Origin of the sequence: Sphingomonas sp. RB1R13, assembly GCF_036663775.1 — a bacterium.
Lineage (GTDB): Bacteria > Pseudomonadota > Alphaproteobacteria > Sphingomonadales > Sphingomonadaceae > Sphingomicrobium.
Window position 1 is genome coordinate 159,903 of sequence record NZ_JAXOJM010000003.1, and the last position, 17,287, is coordinate 177,189.

The 17,287-nt window shown below is 64.4% G+C and carries 11 protein-coding genes; 1 reads left to right on the forward strand and 10 read right to left on the reverse strand.

Annotated elements, in window-relative coordinates; translation table 11 throughout:
* The first annotated feature begins 113 nt into the window (after positions 1 to 113).
* Positions 114 to 938 carry an outer membrane protein gene (locus tag U1700_RS10295; protein ID WP_332752572.1) on the forward strand — a complete coding sequence of 275 codons (825 nt, stop codon included), beginning with the start codon at positions 114 to 116 and terminating at the stop codon, positions 936 to 938.
* Between the two features lie 54 nt (positions 939 to 992).
* On the opposite strand, the gene eda is transcribed toward U1700_RS10295, so the two are convergent.
* From eda to U1700_RS10345, 10 genes are read right to left on the reverse strand one after another with little or no spacing between them, the layout of a single operon-like run.
* A complete protein-coding gene (gene eda / locus U1700_RS10300) occupies positions 993 to 1,604 on the reverse strand; it encodes a bifunctional 4-hydroxy-2-oxoglutarate aldolase/2-dehydro-3-deoxy-phosphogluconate aldolase (protein WP_332752573.1) in 612 nt (203 codons plus the stop codon).
* The gene (locus U1700_RS10305; RefSeq protein ID WP_332752574.1) at positions 1,601 to 2,572 is read right to left on the reverse strand and encodes a glucokinase; all 972 of its coding nucleotides are present in this window, start codon (positions 2,570 to 2,572) and stop codon (positions 1,601 to 1,603) included. The genes eda and U1700_RS10305 overlap by 4 nt, the downstream gene beginning before the upstream one ends.
* A complete protein-coding gene (gene edd / locus U1700_RS10310) occupies positions 2,569 to 4,404 on the reverse strand; it encodes a phosphogluconate dehydratase (protein ID WP_332752575.1) in 1,836 nt (611 codons plus the stop codon). Before edd ends, U1700_RS10305 begins: the two co-directional genes overlap by 4 nt.
* Positions 4,397 to 5,854: a glucose-6-phosphate dehydrogenase gene (gene zwf, locus U1700_RS10315; protein WP_332752576.1), complete on the reverse strand. Its 1,458-nt coding sequence runs from the start codon at positions 5,852 to 5,854 to the stop codon at positions 4,397 to 4,399. Before zwf ends, edd begins: the two co-directional genes overlap by 8 nt.
* A gap of 9 nt (positions 5,855 to 5,863) precedes the next feature.
* A complete protein-coding gene (locus U1700_RS10320) occupies positions 5,864 to 7,369 on the reverse strand; it encodes a tryptophan halogenase family protein (RefSeq protein WP_332752577.1) in 1,506 nt (501 codons plus the stop codon).
* Between the two features lie 10 nt (positions 7,370 to 7,379).
* Entirely contained in the window at positions 7,380 to 9,443 is a 2,064-nt protein-coding gene (locus U1700_RS10325) for a glycoside hydrolase family 97 protein (protein WP_332752578.1), read from the reverse strand.
* Positions 9,434 to 11,056 (reverse strand): alpha-amylase family glycosyl hydrolase, encoded by a 1,623-nt coding sequence (locus U1700_RS10330; RefSeq protein ID WP_332752579.1) that lies wholly within the window; start codon positions 11,054 to 11,056, stop codon positions 9,434 to 9,436. Before U1700_RS10330 ends, U1700_RS10325 begins: the two co-directional genes overlap by 10 nt.
* A complete protein-coding gene (locus U1700_RS10335) occupies positions 11,043 to 12,878 on the reverse strand; it encodes an alpha-amylase family glycosyl hydrolase (protein WP_443025928.1) in 1,836 nt (611 codons plus the stop codon). Before U1700_RS10335 ends, U1700_RS10330 begins: the two co-directional genes overlap by 14 nt.
* Before the next feature lie 11 nt (positions 12,879 to 12,889).
* Positions 12,890 to 14,389 (reverse strand): tryptophan halogenase family protein, encoded by a 1,500-nt coding sequence (locus U1700_RS10340; protein ID WP_332752580.1) that lies wholly within the window; start codon positions 14,387 to 14,389, stop codon positions 12,890 to 12,892.
* A 59-nt stretch (positions 14,390 to 14,448) separates the two neighbouring features.
* Positions 14,449 to 17,139 carry a TonB-dependent receptor gene (locus U1700_RS10345; RefSeq protein WP_332752581.1) on the reverse strand — a complete coding sequence of 897 codons (2,691 nt, stop codon included), beginning with the start codon at positions 17,137 to 17,139 and terminating at the stop codon, positions 14,449 to 14,451.
* Positions 17,140 to 17,287 lie beyond the last annotated feature (148 nt).

A 17,287-nucleotide genomic window follows, 5' to 3' on the forward strand; every position in this document is an offset into this window, starting at 1 on the left:
GCGCGCTAGGTCCTTGCAAGCCGTGCGATTTAATCGATGCGTCCGAGGCGTTCCCCGGTTCGTAGCTCGCGAACGGCCCTCACCTCCCGTGAGTCCAAAACTGGGGTAAAACCATGAAATTCCTGTTGCTTGCGCTGACCGGCGCCGCGTTCGTCGCCACGCCCGCCGTCTCCCAGACTGTAACGCCAAGCTATACGGGCGCTTACGTCGGCGGCCGCATCGGCTTCGCTGTCGACCATGATCGCAACAGTTCGACGGTCCTGTTCGACAAGAATCTTGACGGCCAGTTCGGCGATACTGTTACCACCGCCGCCGGGGCCAACGCCTTTTCTCCGGGTTTCTGCCCCGGTCGCCCCAACAGCAACATGGCCGTCGCGCTGTGCCGCAAGGACAAGGGCGGTATCGATTATGCAGTCAACGCCGGCTATGACCTCGACCTTGGCGGCGTCGTCATTGGCGGGCTGGTCGAATATGGCCGGGCCGATATCGAGGATAATGTCACCGCTTTCTCGACCACGCCCGCCAGCTACACGCTAACCCGGAAGATGAAGGGCACGTTCGGCGCCCGCGCTCGGATCGGCTATAATGCCGGCGGTGTCCTGCCCTACCTGACCGCGGGAGTAGTTCGGACCAAGGTGCGGTCGAGCTTTGCGACCTCCAACACCGTCAACGCCTTCGCCGTGCAAGACGCCAGCAACAGCAGCTGGGGCTATCGCGTCGGCGGCGGAGTCGAAAAGCGGCTTGGCCATATCGCGATCGGCGCGCAATATCTTTACACTCGCGTCAAGGACAAGGACTTCCGCGTGAACGTCACGCGCGGGACGGCCGGAGCCACCAACGCGTTCATCCTAACCAATGCCAACGGCACCCAGTTCCGCCGTTCGGACGACCGCTTCTCGAACCACTCGTTGGCCATGACCGCCAATTATCGGTTCTAGTAGAGCGTGTTCAGCCCCGGGTTGGGTACTGGTCCCGACCCGGGGCTGTTCGCCTCAATACGCGAGTGCCGCCGCAGCTCGTGCGCGGGTGCCGATTGCCGCGAGGTCGTGATCTCTTGGTCCGGCGATCCAGCTTCCGCCGACACAGGTCACCGCTTCCATGGTCAGCCAATCGGCCGCGGTTTCGAGCCGGATGCCGCCGGTTGGACAGAATCGCAGCTCGGGAAATGGTCCCGCCAACGCGCTCAACGCCGGACGACCGCCCGCCGCTTCGGCCGGAAAGAATTTAAACCGGGTTAGTCCCATGTCGAGCCCGCGCATGATGTCGGCCGCAGTCGCTGTCCCCGGCAGGAAGGGCACGCCGCTGGCGATGGCGGCCTTGCCGAGCGGCTCGGTCAGCCCCGGCGAGACGATGAATTCGGCGCCGGCTTTCAACGCATCATCGAGCATCCGGGGATCGCGAACCGTCCCCGCCCCGACGATCGCGCCGGTGACGCCGGCCATCGTGTGCAGCGCGTCGAGCGCCCACGGCGTGCGAAGCGTGACCTCGATCACCGGCAGCCCGGCCGCGACCAGCGTCTCGGCCAGCGCGGCGGGGTCAAGCTCGTCGCCAAGCACCAGCACCGGGATCACCGGAGCCATGTTCATCAGATCGTCGATCGTCATGGGTTCGCCTTGGCAAAGGCAGCCGCGGCGCCAAGCAGGCCGGGTTGCGGGTGAGTGATCAGCTTGACCGGCATGGCCTCCATTCGCCGCTCGAAGCGACCCTTGGCGACGAACCGGGTTTCAAAGCCCGATTTGGGCAGATGTTCACGAAGGCGAAGGCCGAGCCCGCCGGCGATGACGACTGCATTGGATCCGTGGGCCAGCGCGAGATCGCCCGCGACCGCGCCTAGGATTAAGCAGAATCGATCGAGCGCGGCGGCGGCGAGGCTGTCGCTGCCGTCGAGCGCGGCCGACCATAATTCCTTGTTATCCCGCTGGATCAGCGGCTGGCCTTCGACCGCGGCGAGCGCCGCATGGATATTGGACAGGCCGCTGCCGCACGCCAACCGCTCGACCGACACGCGACGGAAATTCTGGCGGAGATGCGCAAGGATCTTGTCCTCCAACCCGTCGAGCGGGGCGAAATCGACGTGGCCGCCCTCGGTTTCGATCACGTCGGCACGCCCCTCACGGCGGAGCAGCGCGGCGACGCCGAGCCCGGTACCGGGGCCGACGATGGTTGTAATGCCTTCACTCGGCAGCGGCTCGTCGGGCCCGAACAAATGGTCGAACCCATCATCGCCAAGCGCCGCCACGGCATGCGCCACGGCTCCAAAATCATTGACGATAACGTACCGTTCGACCCCTAGCTTCTCATTCATCAGCGCGGGCCGGATAACCCACGGATTATTGGTCAGCTTGAGCAGTTCGCCTCCGACCGGGCCGGCGAAGGCCATGCCGAGTTCGATCGGCAAGGCGCGGTCGAGGTGAGCGCCGAAATCCTGCCACGCGGTCTGGAAACTGGCGTGCTCGGCGGTCTTGAGCGTGACTGGCTCGTGCAAGCGAACGACGTGTCCACCGTCGATCTCGGCCAGCGCGAAGCGGGCGTGGGTGCCGCCGATATCGGCGACGGCGATCGTCCGGCTCATACCGGCACCATCGCGGCGCCAATCGCGCTTTCCACATCCATCGCCGCAAGCATCGCCGACGCCCCGCGCTCAGCGGTGTCGCAGGTCGTGCGCATCAGTGCGAACAGCTCGCGGCCCGTGCCCATCGGATAGGGCGGCGCGGCCACCGGCTCGCGCGTGGCCAAGTCAACGCCGATGACTTCGATCACCCCGTCGTCGGCGCTCATCCGCACCCGGTCGCCGTCGCGCAACCGGGCAAGCGGGCCGCCGCCGAGCGCTTCGGGAGAACAATGGATTGCGGCGGGCACCTTGCCGCTGGCGCCCGACATGCGCCCGTCAGTTAGCAGTGCGACCCGGAAACCGCGGTCCTGGAGCACGCCCAGCGCGGGAGTCAGCTTATGCAATTCGGGCATGCCATTGGCGCGCGGGCCCTGGAAGCGGACGACGACGATGACATCGCGCTCTAGCTCGCCCGCCTGGAATGCCGCGAGCACCGACTGCTGGTCGGAGAAAACCCGCGCCTCGGCTTCGATCGTCCAGCGCGACGGATCGACCGCACTGGTCTTGATCACTGCCCGTCCCAGATTGCCATTGAGGAGGCGCATCCCGCCATCGACCATGAACGGCGCCGCGACCGGCCGAAGCATCGTGTCATCCCCACTTGTCGTGATAGATTTCCAGCTAAGTACCTCCCCCTCCAGCATCGGCGTCGCGCCATGCTCGGCCAGGCTGTCGCCGCCTGCGGTTAGCACATCGCCATGAAGGAGCCCGGCGCCGAGCAATTCGTTGGTCACGAACGCAATTCCGCCCGCCTCGTGGAAGCCATTCACGTCTCCCGAGCCATTGGGATAGACTCGCGCGATCAGCGGCACCGCGCCGGACAGCGTGTCGAAATCTTCCCAGTCGATGACGATCCCCGCCGCGCGCGCAATTGCCGGCAAGTGGATCTGATGATTGGTCGACCCGCCGGTCGCAAGCAGCCCGACCGCCGCGTTGACGATCGAACGCTCGTCGATGACATGGCCGAGCGGGCGCTGCGATCCCTTCGCCAGCGCAGCCAGCCGGTGCACCGCATGCCGTGTCAGCTGGGTTCGAAGCGGCGTGTTGGGGTGAATGAACGCCGCCCCGGGGACATGAAGCCCCATCAACTCCATCATCATCTGGTTGGAATTGGCGGTGCCATAGAAAGTACACGTGCCAGGCGAATGATAGCTGGCCGACTCGCTCGCCAATAATTCGTCCCGCCCAACCTTTCCCTCGGCGAACAATTGCCGGACGCGCTGCTTTTCCTTGTTGGCAATCCCGGTCGGCATCGGCCCTGCCGGAATCAGCAGCGCCGGCAAATGGCCGAAACGAAGCGCGCCGATCAACAGGCCGGGCACGATCTTGTCGCAAATCCCCAGCATCGCGATCGCGTCGAACATGCCGTGCGACAGGGCGATGGCCGTCCCCATCGCGATATTGTCGCGACTGAACAGCGACAGGTCCATCCCGTCCTGGCCTTGCGTGACGCCGTCACACATCGCCGGGACCCCACCCGCAACCTGCGCCGTGGCACCGACTTCGCGCGCGAAAATCTTGATCTGCTCGGGGTAGCGGCCATAGGGCTGATGCGCCGACAGCATGTCGTTGTAGGCGGTGACAATGCCGATGTTCGGCCCGCTGATCGCCTTGATCGCGGGCTTGTCACCCTCCGCCGCGGCGAAGCCATGCGCGAAATTTCCGCACGATAGGCGTGGCCGGCGAAGTCCATGGTCGGCTTCCTGAGCGATCAGGTCGAGGTAGCGCCGCCGTGTCGGTCGCGAACGCTCGATGATGCGCTCGGTCACCGCCATGATCCGCGGGTCAGTCATTCCAGCTCACTCCGTTGCGCTCGGCCAGAGCGATTGCGGCCGACGGACCCCAATTGCCCGAGGCATAAGGCTTTGGCACCATCCCCGCTGCGGTCCATGCCGCGCGCACGCCATCGATCCATTGCCACTGCGCCTCGACCTCGTCGCGCCGGACGAACAGGGTCGGTTCGCCCTCAACCAGGTCGAGCAGCAGCCGTTCGTAAGCGATTCGCCGGCGCGTGTCGCTGAACGCATCGTCGCGGCCGATCGCCAGCGACACTTCGCGCAGCTTGACCCCGCCCCGATCGAGCCCGGGTACCTTGGCCATCAGGCTCAGTTCGATATTCTCGTCGGGCTGAATGGCGATGGTCAGTCGGTTGGGACTGGTCGTTGCGCCGCGCGTGTGGAACATCGAATGGGGAACGCATTTGAACTGGATGACAATCTCGGTCCGCCGGTCGGGCAAGCGCTTGCCCGTGCGCAGGTAGAAGGGAACGCCGGCCCAGCGCCAATTATCGACGAATGCCTGCAGGGCGACGAAAGTCTCGGTGGTCGATGGCTTGCCAAGCTCATCGGCATAGGCCGGAACCGGGATGCTGCCGACCGCGCCCGCGCCATATTGGCCAATGACCACGCGCTGCGCGGCGTCGGCGGCGGTCACCGGACGAAGCGAGCGGAGCACCTTGACCTTCTCATCGCGCACAGCGGTGGCGTCAAAGCTTGCCGGGGGCTCCATCGCGACCAGCGCGAGCAGTTGCAGCATGTGATTCTGAACCATGTCGCGAAGCGCGCCGGCCCCGTCATAATAATCGCCGCGCCCTTCGAGGCCGATCGTTTCGGAAACCGTAATCTGCACATGGTCGACCGTGGCGTTGGTCCACAGCGGCTCGAACATCACATTGGCGAACCGCAGTGCGAGCAGGTTCTGGACGGTTTCCTTGCCCAGATAATGATCGATGCGGAATGTCTGCGCCTCGCTGAACGCCCCCGCCACGGCATCGTTGATCGCGCGGCTGGAGGCGAGATCCGATCCGAGCGGCTTCTCCAGTGCCAGCCGGACCTCGGGGCCGGTGAGGCCTGCTGCCGCCAATCCGTCGATCGTTGCCTTAAACAGCGACGGCGCGGTCGAGAGGAAAATCGCGACCCCGCCCGATGTATCGCCGACGACATGCGCCAGCCGATGGAAGCCCGCCGTGTCGGTCGCATCGAGCGTGACGTAATGAATTCGCTCCAGGAAAGTCGCCACCCTAGCTTCATCGAAGATCGTCTCGGGGACATGATCACGCACCGCATCATGGGCGTGGGCGCGAAAGGCCGCATCTTCCTGAGCGGTTCGCGCCGTGCCGATAATCCGCAGGTCCGCCGGAAGCAGTCCGTCACAGTTGAGCCCGTAGAGCGACGGCAGAAGCATCCGCGCAGCAAGGTCGCCGGTTGCGCCAAACAGGATGAGGGTGGAAGCCGTGTCGCTCATTTTGATCCTTCATGCCGTCGCTACGCTGCGCTCTAGCGCAGAGTGATGCGACGGGAAATTCATTGCGCAGCCTTCGATGAACTTGTCGATCCGTGCCATGTCGACATGTGCTGCGACGCCAGCCGCGGGGATTAGTCGATCGGGGAAGTTGCCGTAGCCGGCCAGAAGGCAGTGCCAGCTCATTGCGGGATAAATATCTTCAATCCCCTGCCGCGCCAATTCCTCCTCAAGGTTGGCACCGGTGAACCAGGCGGTGAAGATAGCTTTCAGGCTGTCCGACATCTCGTCATGTGAAGTGGCCTCTCGCCAGTAGAGCGAGTCCGATCGGCGCGCGGCGCGGTAGTGACAGACAAGATAGTCGCGAATGCCTTCGTAGCGGCGCGCGATTGCGGCGTTGAAATCGTCCCGTGCGGCCTGCCCGTCGTCCTCGCTGGCGATGGTGCGAATGAAGCGCTCGACCGTGGTCAGGACGACATGTATCGCCGTGGCCTCGAGCGGCTCGATGAAACCCTGCGCGAGCCCGATTGCAAGGCAGTTCGCAATCCAGCTCCGTTCGACCCGCCCGACCCGCATCTTGAGGTGCCTAACCTCGGCTTCGGGATCGAGCCCGAGGTGCGCGCGAAGCTCATCCGCCGCCGCTCCGGCGTCAAGGTAACGCGACGAATAGACATAGCCGTTGCCGGCGCGATTGGTCAGTGGGATGTGCCAGGCCCAGCCGGCCGACAGCGCGGTTGCGCGGGTGCAGACGCCGGGGCCTTCGTCGGGCAGCGGGGTCGGAGTGACGACCGCGCTGTCGTTGAACAGGTTGGAGCCGAACGAGAGGTGCTTCTCACCCAGCGCGCCTTCGATGATGACTGCGCGAAAGCCGCTGGCGTCGACGAATAGGTCGGCGTCAAACCGGCGGCCGTCGAGGTCGATCAGCGCGGCAACCTGGCCGTCCCCGGTCAGGGTGACGTCGGCGATGCGGGCGTCGATATGGGTCACGCCGCGGGCGGTCGCGACGTCGCGCAGAAAGGCACCAACGAGGTGAGCGTCGAAATGATATCCGTAGCTGATATCGAACGGAAAATTGGGCGGTGCGAGCGGCGCGCGGCGGTCGAAGGCGAGACGCTCGGACACGGTGAAACGGTCAGGGGTGGCGACCACGTCATGACCGTTGCGGCGGGCGTAGCAGTTGAAGAAGAAGTCGCGGCTGGTGTGACGGTCGAGGTCGGTCGGGAAGGGGTGGAAATAGGATTTGAAACCCGCCCGGTCGGACCAGTTTTCGAACCTGATTCCGGTCTTGTACGTGGCATTGCAGCGCGGCATCCACTCGCTTTCGGTGATTCCCAGCGTGTCGAAGAAGGCTTTCAGCTGCGGAGTCGACCCTTCGCCGACCCCGATGATGCCGATTTCGGCCGATTCGATCAGCGTAACCGTGGTCCCGCTCGCCCCCCAGTGGTGCTGGAACAGGCACGCCGCCATCCACCCGGCGGTGCCGCCGCCGAGGATCAGGATGCGGTCGGGGCGCTTCACTCGGTCCGGCTCAGCGGCCCAGCGAGACGAACCGCACCGCTGCCCCGCCGCCCGGGGCCAGTCGCAGCGCGAGCCGGTCGGCGCTGCTGACCTTGCGCTGTTCGATCACGATCGATCGCGGGTTGGTGCGATAGTCGGCAGTGTCGCCGTCGCGATAGATTTCGGCGCGCCAGCGGCCCTTGCCGAGGAAGGACAGCGGCACGTCGAAGTGGCGCTCCTGCTCGTCACCGACGGCGCCGACGAACCATTCGTTCTTGCCACGGGTCTTGCGCGCGATGACGGCAAGGTCGCCGACCTCGCCCGCCAGAACGCGGGTGTCGTCCCAGTCGACCGCGACATCCTTGATGAACTGGAACGGCCCAGGGTTGGCGGCGTAGTTTTCGGGTAGGTCGGCGGCCATCTGAATCGGCGAGTAAATGACGATGTAAAGCGCCAGCTGCTTGGCCATGGTCGACAGGATCGGCGTATTGCCGCGCCCCATCAGGCTGAGCACGCCCGGGGTGAAGTCCATCGGCCCCGACAGCATCCGCGTGAACACGAGGTTGGCCTCATGCTCGGGCGGGTTCTTGGGGACACCCCAGGCGTTATATTCCATGCCCCGCTGGCCCTCGCGGCTGACCCAGCTGGGATAGGTGCGGCGAAGCCCGGTGTCCTTGACCGGCTCGTGCGCGTCGATGGCGATGTGGCGCTTGGCGGCTTCGGTCACGACCTTCAGGTGATGGACGACCATCACCTGGCCCTCATGCCATTCGAAGCGCGGCTTGCCGTCGGGACCAACCGCCTGGACTCCGCCGGCGTCGGCAACATAGCCGGTCTTGATCGCGTCGACGCCAAGCTTCTGGAACATGTCGAAACCGGCACCCATGCGCGGCTCGTACCAGGCGATGTTGGCGCTGGTCTCGTTATGCCCGATGAAATGGACACCCTTCTTCAGGCCGTAGGCAACCACGCCGGGCAGATCGAAGTCTGGATAATGTTCGGTGAAGCTGAAGGTGTCGCCGGTCGCGAACCAGTCGCCGTCCCAGCCGAGATTCCAGCCTTCGACCAGCAGCCCGGTGAAGCCGTTGGCGGCGGCGAAGTCGATCATTTTCTTTGCGTAAGCGGTGGTCGCACCATGCTTGGGACCCGACGACCAGCTTTGCGTATCGAGGTGCATCCCCCACCAGATACCCATATATTTGCGGGGTTTGACCCATGACACGTCGCCCTGCTTATTGGGCTCGTTGAGGTTCAGTATCTCGGCATTGGCCATGTAGAGCGAGGGCGCATCCGAGGTGATCAGCATCACCCGCCACGGAGTTTCGAATGGGGTGTTGCGCGTGACCTTCGGGCCGGTCGCTCCGGGGGTCAGCACCGCTTTCAGCAAGCCGCCCCCGACCTTGGCAATGTTCATTCCCGAATAATCGACCAGCGCGGCTTCGTGGAAGGCGATGTGGGTGCCGTCGGCCAGGCGAACGGTCAGCGGGGTCTGGGCGGTACCGATCTCGCTGATCTTCGTGCGGTTATAGAGATATTCCTCGCGATTGCTTTCAAACGCCGTGTCCCACCAAGCCTCGCCGGTCGCGGCGCGATCGTCGACGATGTGGAACTGGGTCAGTTCCTCGGCAATGTTCGCGGTCTTGAGATTGGGCTGGTCGGGAAATTCGATGCGGAAGGCGACAGCGTCATCGAACAGCCGCGCGACGACCCGCATTCGGCGATGGTATTTGCTTCCTTCCTCGAACGTCGCGGCGACTTCATTGTAATGGTTGCGCATGTGACGCCATTCGCCAAACGGCTGCTCCCACGCTTCATCGACGGAGCGGCGGTCGGTGGCGACCAGTCGGAAATTGCGGAGCATCTGCGGCGCGTCGGTGAACAGGAAGCCGAGTTGCGAGTCGGTGATCAGCGGCTTGCCGGCGCGAGTGACGTGATAATTGACGCGGCCTTCGCCATTGGTGGCGATGGTGATCGCAAGCTGGCCCGAGGGCGATGTGGCCTCGGCGCTTGTGGCAACTGGGGTCGGCGTCACCTGGGCCTCCAAGGGTGCGCCCACGAACGCGCTCAGCATGATCAGCAAGGCGATTATACGCATGACAATTCCTCGATGATGGCAGCATAGCCGCCCAGTGACGTCTCGGCGACCTCTCCGACAGCGGCAATCGCACGGCCAGCGGATGACCATATCACGCGGTTCGGCGAAAGGTTGAAACTGCAGCGAAGGCGCTCGCCGCCGTAGCGTCGTTCGAAGATAAGCAGCTGCTCGCCAGCCTCGATCAGCTTGATCGCACCCAGTCGAAGGGCGGCACGGTCCCGGCGAAGGGCGAGCGCAGTGCGAGTCGCCGCCAGGATGGAGCCGGGATCGCGGTCCTGCCGGTCGACCGCCAGTGCACCATGATCGGGGCCGAGGGGAAGCCACGGCTCTCCCTTGCCGAAGCCCAGATTGGGCGCGCCACCGTGCCATGGCATCGGCGTGCGCACGCCGTCGCGGCTGAGGGTAAGCGGCCAGTTGGCGATCGCCTCAGGGTCTTGCAGCTGCCCGAACGGCACATCGACCTGGGTCAGGCCAAGTTCCTCGCCCTGATAGAGGATGATCGATCCGCGCAAGGCCGCGAGGAGGAGGAGCTTCATCCGGGTGAAGGCGTCGCGATGTTCAGGCTTGGACCAGCGCGACACGGCGCGCGGGGCGTCGTGATTTTCAAACGCCCAGCTTGGCCAGCCGGTGCCGGGTGTATCCGGCCAGGCGTCGGCTGCGCTTGCCACCAGCGCAGGGGTCAGCCGGTCAGCATAAAGGAAGTCGAAGCCATAAGCGCTGTCGAGGCGGTTCGCGCCGCGGGTGAACGCGTGCATTTCAGCCAGCGCCTGCTCGCCGCCGACTTCGGCCAGCGCAAAGGTGCCGGGGAAATGGTCGAGCTCGCCGCGCAATCGCTCGATGAAGGCGGTGATGTCGCCATGCGACTGGTTGTAGAGGTGCTGCTGGAAATCGAACGGGCGGGTACGCTTGCCGCCGGGCGGGAGCGGCGGATTGTCGCGCAGGGCGGGGTCGTGCATCGCGAAGTTGAGCGCATCGATGCGGAAGCCGTCGACCCCGCGTTCGAGCCAGAAACGCGCGACGGCGATCAGCGCGTCCTGCACGGCGGGATGGTGAACGTTGAGATCGGGCTGTGCACTGAGAAAATTGTGGAGATAATATTGGCCGCGGCGGGCGTCCCACGTCCAGCTTGGCCCGCCGAACACCGACTGCCAGTTGCTGGGCGGGGAACCGTCGGGCTTGGCATCGGCCCAGACATACCAGTCGGCCTTGTCGTTCGTCCGGTCGGCACGGCTTTTGGCAAACCAGTCATGCTGGTCCGACGTGTGCGAATAGACCTGGTCGATGATCAGCTTGAGACCCAGTTGGTGGGCCCGCGCCACCATCGCGTCGAAATCGTCGAGCGTGCCGAAGATCGGGTCGATCCCGCGATAGTCGGCGACGTCATAGCCAAAGTCGCGCTGGGGCGAGGTGTAGAACGGCGATACCCACACCGCATCGACGCCGAGGTTGGCGACATGATCCAGGTGCGCGGTAATGCCGGGCAAGTCACCGATGCCGTCGCCATTGCTGTCGGCAAAGCTGCGCGGGTAGATTTGATAGATGGCGGCGCCCTTCCACCATGGGGCAGGGGCGGCTTCGGGCGCGGCGGCGATTAGTTTTTCAACGTGCGACATGGCAGACCGCATAACTCAACGGGGCAAGCACGACATGGACGCTGCCGGGCGCAGTGGCGACCGCGGGACAGGCGCCGACCGCGGCGGTGAAACGGGCCGAGCTTGTCTCGACGACGACATTCTGGTCGATGGCCGCGGTGCTGGTATTGAACAACAGCAATGTCTCGTCGCCGCTGCCCGGGGCGAAGCGCGAAACGGCGAACAGGCCGGGCGTGTCCGAGGAGAAGCGAATCCGCTGAAGCCCGCGGGTCAGTGCAGGCGAGGCGGTGCGGATCCGGGCGAGTTCGGCGATAGCGCGGTAGAGCGGGTGACTGGTGTTGAAATTGCCGGTCGCGGTGGTCGCGGTGGTGCCGACCAGGGCCTCGGCATTATAGCTTGCGACCTTGCTGGCGAACATGTCCTGGCGCGCATCCTGGTCGCCGCCCTTGCCGACGAAACCCTGTTCGTCGCCCGAATAGATGGTCGGCACCCCGCGCAGCGTCAGCAGCATCGCGTGGGCGAGCAGGTCGCGCTTCAGGGCTTCGTCGCGGTCAGCCTTGGGCGAGCCCTTGGCGATGAACATGGCGATGCGCCCGAAGTCGTGATTGCCAAGGAAGGTCGGCAGCTGGAGCGCCGCTTCTGCCCCGCCTTCGTAGAGCGGATCGGCGCGAAACAGCTTGGCCAGCTCACTGGTCCCGGCGTTGCCCCCGACGACATCGCCGACCGCACGCATGAACGAGAAATCGAGCACTGCAGGAAGCCCGTCGACGCGCGTGTTCACGGCGGTATGCGCCGGGTCCATATCGGTCGTCGCCACTTCGCCGAAGATGTGGAAGTTGGGGATGCCCCGCGCTGCCGCCCGCGCTCGCATCGCCGGGACGAAGCCGCGCCAGAACGCCGCATCGACGTGCTGCGCCGTGTCGATCCGGTACCCGTCGATGCCGAAGCGGTCGATCCACGCGCCGTAGATGTCGATCATCCCCGCGATGACCGCCGGGTTTTCGGTGAACAAATCGTCGAGGCCGACGAAATCGCCCTGTTGCGAGCTCTCGCCCTTGAAGGTCGAGTCGCCGCGATTGTGGTAATAGATTGGATCGTTGAGCCAGGCGGGAGCTTTGACCTTCCGCTCAGCCGCGGGGACGCGGACGGTGTAGGCGTAATTCGGGTCGGTCAGACGCGCGAAATTGGCCGCGCTGCCGTCCTGCTCCCCGGTGAAGCCGGGGTTGATCGCGGCGCCGCCGATCCCGCCGCGACGCTGGTAAGGATAGTCGGCGATGCTGCGGTAAGGACAGTCGTTATGCCCGGCGCACTCGGCGAGCTGGATGACGTCGGCGGTGTGGTTGGCGATGATGTCCATATAGACCTTCATCCCTCGCGCGTGCGCCGCATCGACCAGCGCCTTGAAATCAGCGTCAGTGCCAAGGTGCGGATCGACGCGGGTGAAGTCGGTTACCCAATAGCCGTGATAGCCCGCGCTTTCGGTCCCCGGCGTGCCCTGCACCGCCTTGTTGACGAAGATCGGCGAGACCCAGATGGCGGTGGCGCCAAGCCCCTGGATATAATCGAGCCGGCGCGTGACGCCCTTGAGGTCGCCGCCGTGGTAAAAGCCCTTCGCGGTGGGATCGAAGCCAGTGTGGAGCCGGTCGCCCTTCAGCCCACCGCGATCGTTGCGCGGGTCGCCATTGCCGAAGCGGTCGGGGAGGAGGAAATAGATGACCTCATCCTGTGGCAGTCGTGCTCGGACGTCGGCCAGCGGGACCGCGGCCGAAGCACCGGTGGATGCCACCAACAGGGCCGCACCGAGCGCCAGTTTCAGCCGCGCGAAAGAGAATTTTTTTTCCAAATGAATGTCCTTCACGCGGCGACCATGGTCGCAACGAAATCACGATGAGTGGCGAATGTCGCAGCCTTGGCGCGATAGCCATTGGCGATGCTGCCGAGGAATGGCCCGACGTCTTCGCCCGGCACATTGTCGGCCAGCGGCGACCAGCCTTGCGGAGTGATCCCCTGCCCCAGCATGACCTGCCCCCAGCTGTCGTCGAGGAACAGCTCGTCCTCCTCGCGGATGAACAGGCCGGCGTCGCGGAACAGGTCGATCTTTTGCGCCAGCGTGTCGGGCAAGGGCGTGTTGCGGACATGGTCCCAGAACGGCTCGCCGACGCGATCATTGGCGGCATAGTGAAGCTGGAGGAAATCGCGGATCCTGACCCATTCGATATCAGACAGGCGGTTGAACGTGTCGCGCGCGGTGGCGAGCCGCTGGCCGTCCCCGGGAAGCAGGTTGAGCAGCCGCCCAAGGGCCGACTGGACGAGGTGGATGCTGGTCGATTCAAGCGGCTCCATGAACCCAGCCGCAAGCCCCAGCGCGACGCAGTTGTGCGACCAGTATTGGGCGCGGTGACCGGTTGTAAAGCGGATCAGGCGCGGATCGGCGCTGGGCTTTCCGTCGAGATTGGCAAGCAGCAGGTCGCTCGCCGCGTCGGCTTCCATGAACGACGAGCAGAAGACATGGCCGTTGCCGGTGCGATGCTGCAGCGGGATGCGCCATTGCCAGCCCGCGGGGCGCGCCATCGACTGGGTGTAGGGGCGGAAGGCGTCTGACGATTCGCACGGCACCGCCAGCGCGCGGTCGCATGGCAACCACTGGCTCCAGTCGACGAACGGGACGCCGAGTGCATCGCCGAGCAGCAGCGAGCGAAAGCCGGTGCAATCGATGAACAGGCTGCCTTTAATGCGGCGTTCGCCGTTGAGGGTGAGCGCGACGATGTCGCCGGACTCGCCATCGCGTTCGACCTCGCCGATCTTGCCTTCGATGCGCTTGACGCCGCGCTCCTCGGAATAGCCGCGCAGCATGGCGGCGAAGGCGGTTGCGTCAAAATGATAGGCGTAGGACAGGTCGGGAATGGCCTTGGCGGCGCCGTCACCCTTTGCCATGCGACCGGCGCGCGCGGCGGCGATGTTGATGCTGTAATCGTCATAGTCCCCGGCGACGCCCATCGCCCGCCCGCGAAGCCACAATTGCCGGAACGGGATCAGTCCGACCCCGCGCCCGACGCTGCCGAAGCTGTGGATGTAGCGGTGGCCGACGCGGAGCCAGTCGACGAACTCGATCCCCAGCTTGAAACTGCCGTTGGTGGCGCGGAGGAATTCGGCCTGGTCGATGCCGAGTCCGACGAGGAGATTATGGATTTGCGGGATCGTCGCCTCGCCGACGCCGACGGTGCCGATCTCGTCGGATTCGACCAGCGTGATCGAGGCGCGATTGCCGAGAAAGCGGGCGAAGGTCGCCGCCGCCATCCAGCCTGCGGTACCCCCCCCGGCTATCACGATATCGAGGGGCGCTAAATTGGTCATCGAGCCGCCCTGCATGGAATTGGCCCCCGCCGCAATCGCGCGCCGGGGGCCATTTAGGATCAGAACTTGTAGGTGGCGCCGGCAAGGAAGCGACGGCCGTACGTCTGATATTTCAGCCACGAGTCCGGGCTGCCGATGATGCCGATCGTGGCCTGGCGCTCGTTGGTCAGATTCTGGCCCTGAAGGTAGAGCGAAAGACCGTGGAGCGACGAGCCTGCGGCGAAGTCATAGCCAATCTGGGCATCGTAGATATTTTCGGCGAGCACATATTGCTGATCGAAGTTGCCGTTGAACTGGACGAAGTCGCCGATGAACCCGGACCGATGACGAAGGCTGCCGCGCGCGCTGAAACCGTTATTCTCATAGAAAGCGGTCAGGTTGGCGACGAACTTCGAATAGCCCGGGATCTGCGTGACCCGCCCGTCATAGCGGGCAACGCTGGTCTTGGTGTAGCCGAAGCCGCCGGTCAGCCCGAAGCCCGACAAGGCGCTGGAGAAAGTATCGAACGGCAGCGTGCCGGCGACCTCGACCCCGTACATTTTCCCGCCATGGGTATTTACCGGGCCGTTGAAGATGCCGATCGGCGATGCGGGCGGATTGCCGGCGGGCTTGGGAAAGCCCGAATAATCGAACGTGTTCGATTGCGCCTGCGCGTCGATGTACGTGTCGAGATGCTTGTAGAATGTCTGGACCGCGATGTAGCCCTTGGTCCCGAAATACTTCTCAATATTCAGATCGATCGCCTTCGCCTGATAGGGACGAAGCAGCGCGTTGCCACCGCCGCCGTTGTAGATTGGCGGGCTTTTCGTGTTGTCGACCCCAAAGCCGACATTGTTGTTGAGCTGGTCAAGCCGCGGACGCATCATCTGCTTGGCCGCAGCAAAGCGAATGACGACGTCATTGGGGAAGCGGAAGTTGAGGTTGAGGCTGGGCAGCACCATCCAGTAGTCGTCGGTGATCGTCGGCTTGGAGAAGCCGGTCGACTTGACCGAAGTATGCACGCCCTGGACGCCGATGTTGCCGGTCAGCTGGACGGAACCGAGCGCGGCGTCGATCGGCGCCATCGCATAGGGCGTCCACACCTTTTCACTGACGTTGTAGCCCTGGCTCGCCCCGTACGGATTTGGGATGAATTGAAGAACACCAGCGGCAACGATCGCGCGCGGGTCATAGGCAATGATCGGCCCGAGCCCGCGATCGAGATTGACGGTGCCGATGATCTGGCTGGCGGGAATTGCCGCCGTCAAAGCGCCGTTGGGGGGCGAGAGGAAGGCTTCGTCCTGGCTGACGCTCTTCTTGCGGTCGGTGTAGTCGGCACCAAGCTTGATTGCCTTGATGAAGCCGCCGCCGATTTCGCGCTCGATTTCGCCGCGGAGTTCGGTGAGATCGTCGTGGCTCTTGCGGACCTTGTCATAACCGGCCTGGACCGGCGACCCGCTCCAGCCTTCGACGTCGGTCAGCACCAGCGCGGAGCTCGCACCATTGTAGTTGCTGACGAATTCGGGACCATGATCGGTGAAGGTGTAGGACACCGTCGCGGTTGCATTGGGAAGTGCGCGGCCAAGACCGGCGGTGGTTTCCAGATTGTGATCGGTGCGCGTGGTGCGCGAATAGCTGATGTCGCCAAGCGCCTTCCAGCCATTATGGCCGTCCCATGCCAGGTTGGTGCCGAGTGAAAGCTGCTTGGTCTTCCGGTCGATCGCATAATTCTCGATCACCGGAGTACCGCGGACGGTGCCCGAGGTGGCGATGCGATTGTCGCCTGACTGGGTAAAGGTCGTCGTGACGAACTGGTCATGACCGCAACCGCCGCCGCAGTTGAACGGCATTTCCCAGCCGCGCTTGTCGACGTTTTCCTTGAAGGTGGAATAGAAGCCATCGACGCTCATCGTGAGGTTGTCGCTGAGCTTGGCCTGGACCGTGGCGTTGGTGCCGAGGCGCTTGAGCTGGCTCGATTCAAACCAGCTCTTGACGCCGTTCATCCCATAATCCTTGGGGCCGCCGCCAGCATAATTATTGCCATAACCCCAGGCATTCCAGTCCTTGGTCTGGTAGGGATCGTCCATGTAGGACGCCGACAAAGCGACACCGACCTTGCCGTCGGCGAACTGGTCGACATAGGTGCCGAAAACGCGGAAGCCCTTGTCCTTGCTCTTGGGCTGGAGCTTCTGGTCGACATAGGCGGCGCGGCCGCCGATGGCGAGCACGCGATGCCCGACATCGAGCGGACGAATGGTGCGGAGGTCGATGCTTCCGACCAGGCCGCCGGCGGTGTGATCGGCCTCGGCGGTCTTGTAGACGTCGACGCCGGCGAGCACTTCTGACGGGAATTGGTCAAACTCGACTGCGCGGCTGTCGTTCGAAGTGGTCTGCTGGCGACCGTTAAGCGTGGTCGTCGAGAAGTCGGGGCCGAAGCCGCGGATGGAGATGATGTTGGCGCGGCCACCGTTGCGCTGCGCGGCAAGACCCGGAAGACGCGCGATCGATTCGCCGATGCTGTTGTCGGGCAGCTTGCCAATGTCTTCGGCGCTAACCGATTCGACGACCGTCTCGGCCTTCTTCTTGCGCGCGGTGGCGCTGCGCAGCGCGGCGCGGAAGCCGGTGACGACGATCGTGCTGCTGTCGTCGGGGGTGGGCGCGGCGGCCGGCGGACCAGCAGGCGCTGCGGTTTGCGCCAAGGCCGGGCTGGCGAGGGCCAGCGCCACGCCCAGCGACGTGGTCGAATAAAGCGCACGCGTGAATTTGGTCATCGAAAAATCCCCTCTTAAGCGCGCTTCCCAGCGCTGCTTCCGCCATTACGGTTAAAGGTCATGTGACGCAGTCGATCGACCGCGTCGCTATACATACGTATGCAGCCTCGCTAGGCTGTGTCTTGCGGAGACCATTGTGGCCCGCATG

What these genes read in the sequence shown, in the direction of transcription:
- U1700_RS10295 (WP_332752572.1), top strand. Translation starts at nt 114, where the DNA reads ATGAAATTCCTGTTGCTTGCGCTGACCGGCGCCGCGTTCGTCGCCACG.
- eda (WP_332752573.1), bottom strand. Translation starts at nt 1,604, where the DNA reads ATGACGATCGACGATCTGATGAACATGGCTCCGGTGATCCCGGTGCTG.
- U1700_RS10305 (WP_332752574.1), bottom strand. Translation starts at nt 2,572, where the DNA reads ATGAGCCGGACGATCGCCGTCGCCGATATCGGCGGCACCCACGCCCGC.
- edd (WP_332752575.1), bottom strand. Translation starts at nt 4,404, where the DNA reads ATGACTGACCCGCGGATCATGGCGGTGACCGAGCGCATCATCGAGCGT.
- zwf (WP_332752576.1), bottom strand. Translation starts at nt 5,854, where the DNA reads ATGAGCGACACGGCTTCCACCCTCATCCTGTTTGGCGCAACCGGCGAC.
- U1700_RS10325 (WP_332752578.1), bottom strand. Translation starts at nt 9,443, where the DNA reads ATGCGTATAATCGCCTTGCTGATCATGCTGAGCGCGTTCGTGGGCGCA.
- U1700_RS10330 (WP_332752579.1), bottom strand. Translation starts at nt 11,056, where the DNA reads ATGTCGCACGTTGAAAAACTAATCGCCGCCGCGCCCGAAGCCGCCCCT.
- U1700_RS10340 (WP_332752580.1), bottom strand. Translation starts at nt 14,389, where the DNA reads ATGACCAATTTAGCGCCCCTCGATATCGTGATAGCCGGGGGGGGTACC.
- U1700_RS10345 (WP_332752581.1), bottom strand. Translation starts at nt 17,139, where the DNA reads ATGACCAAATTCACGCGTGCGCTTTATTCGACCACGTCGCTGGGCGTG.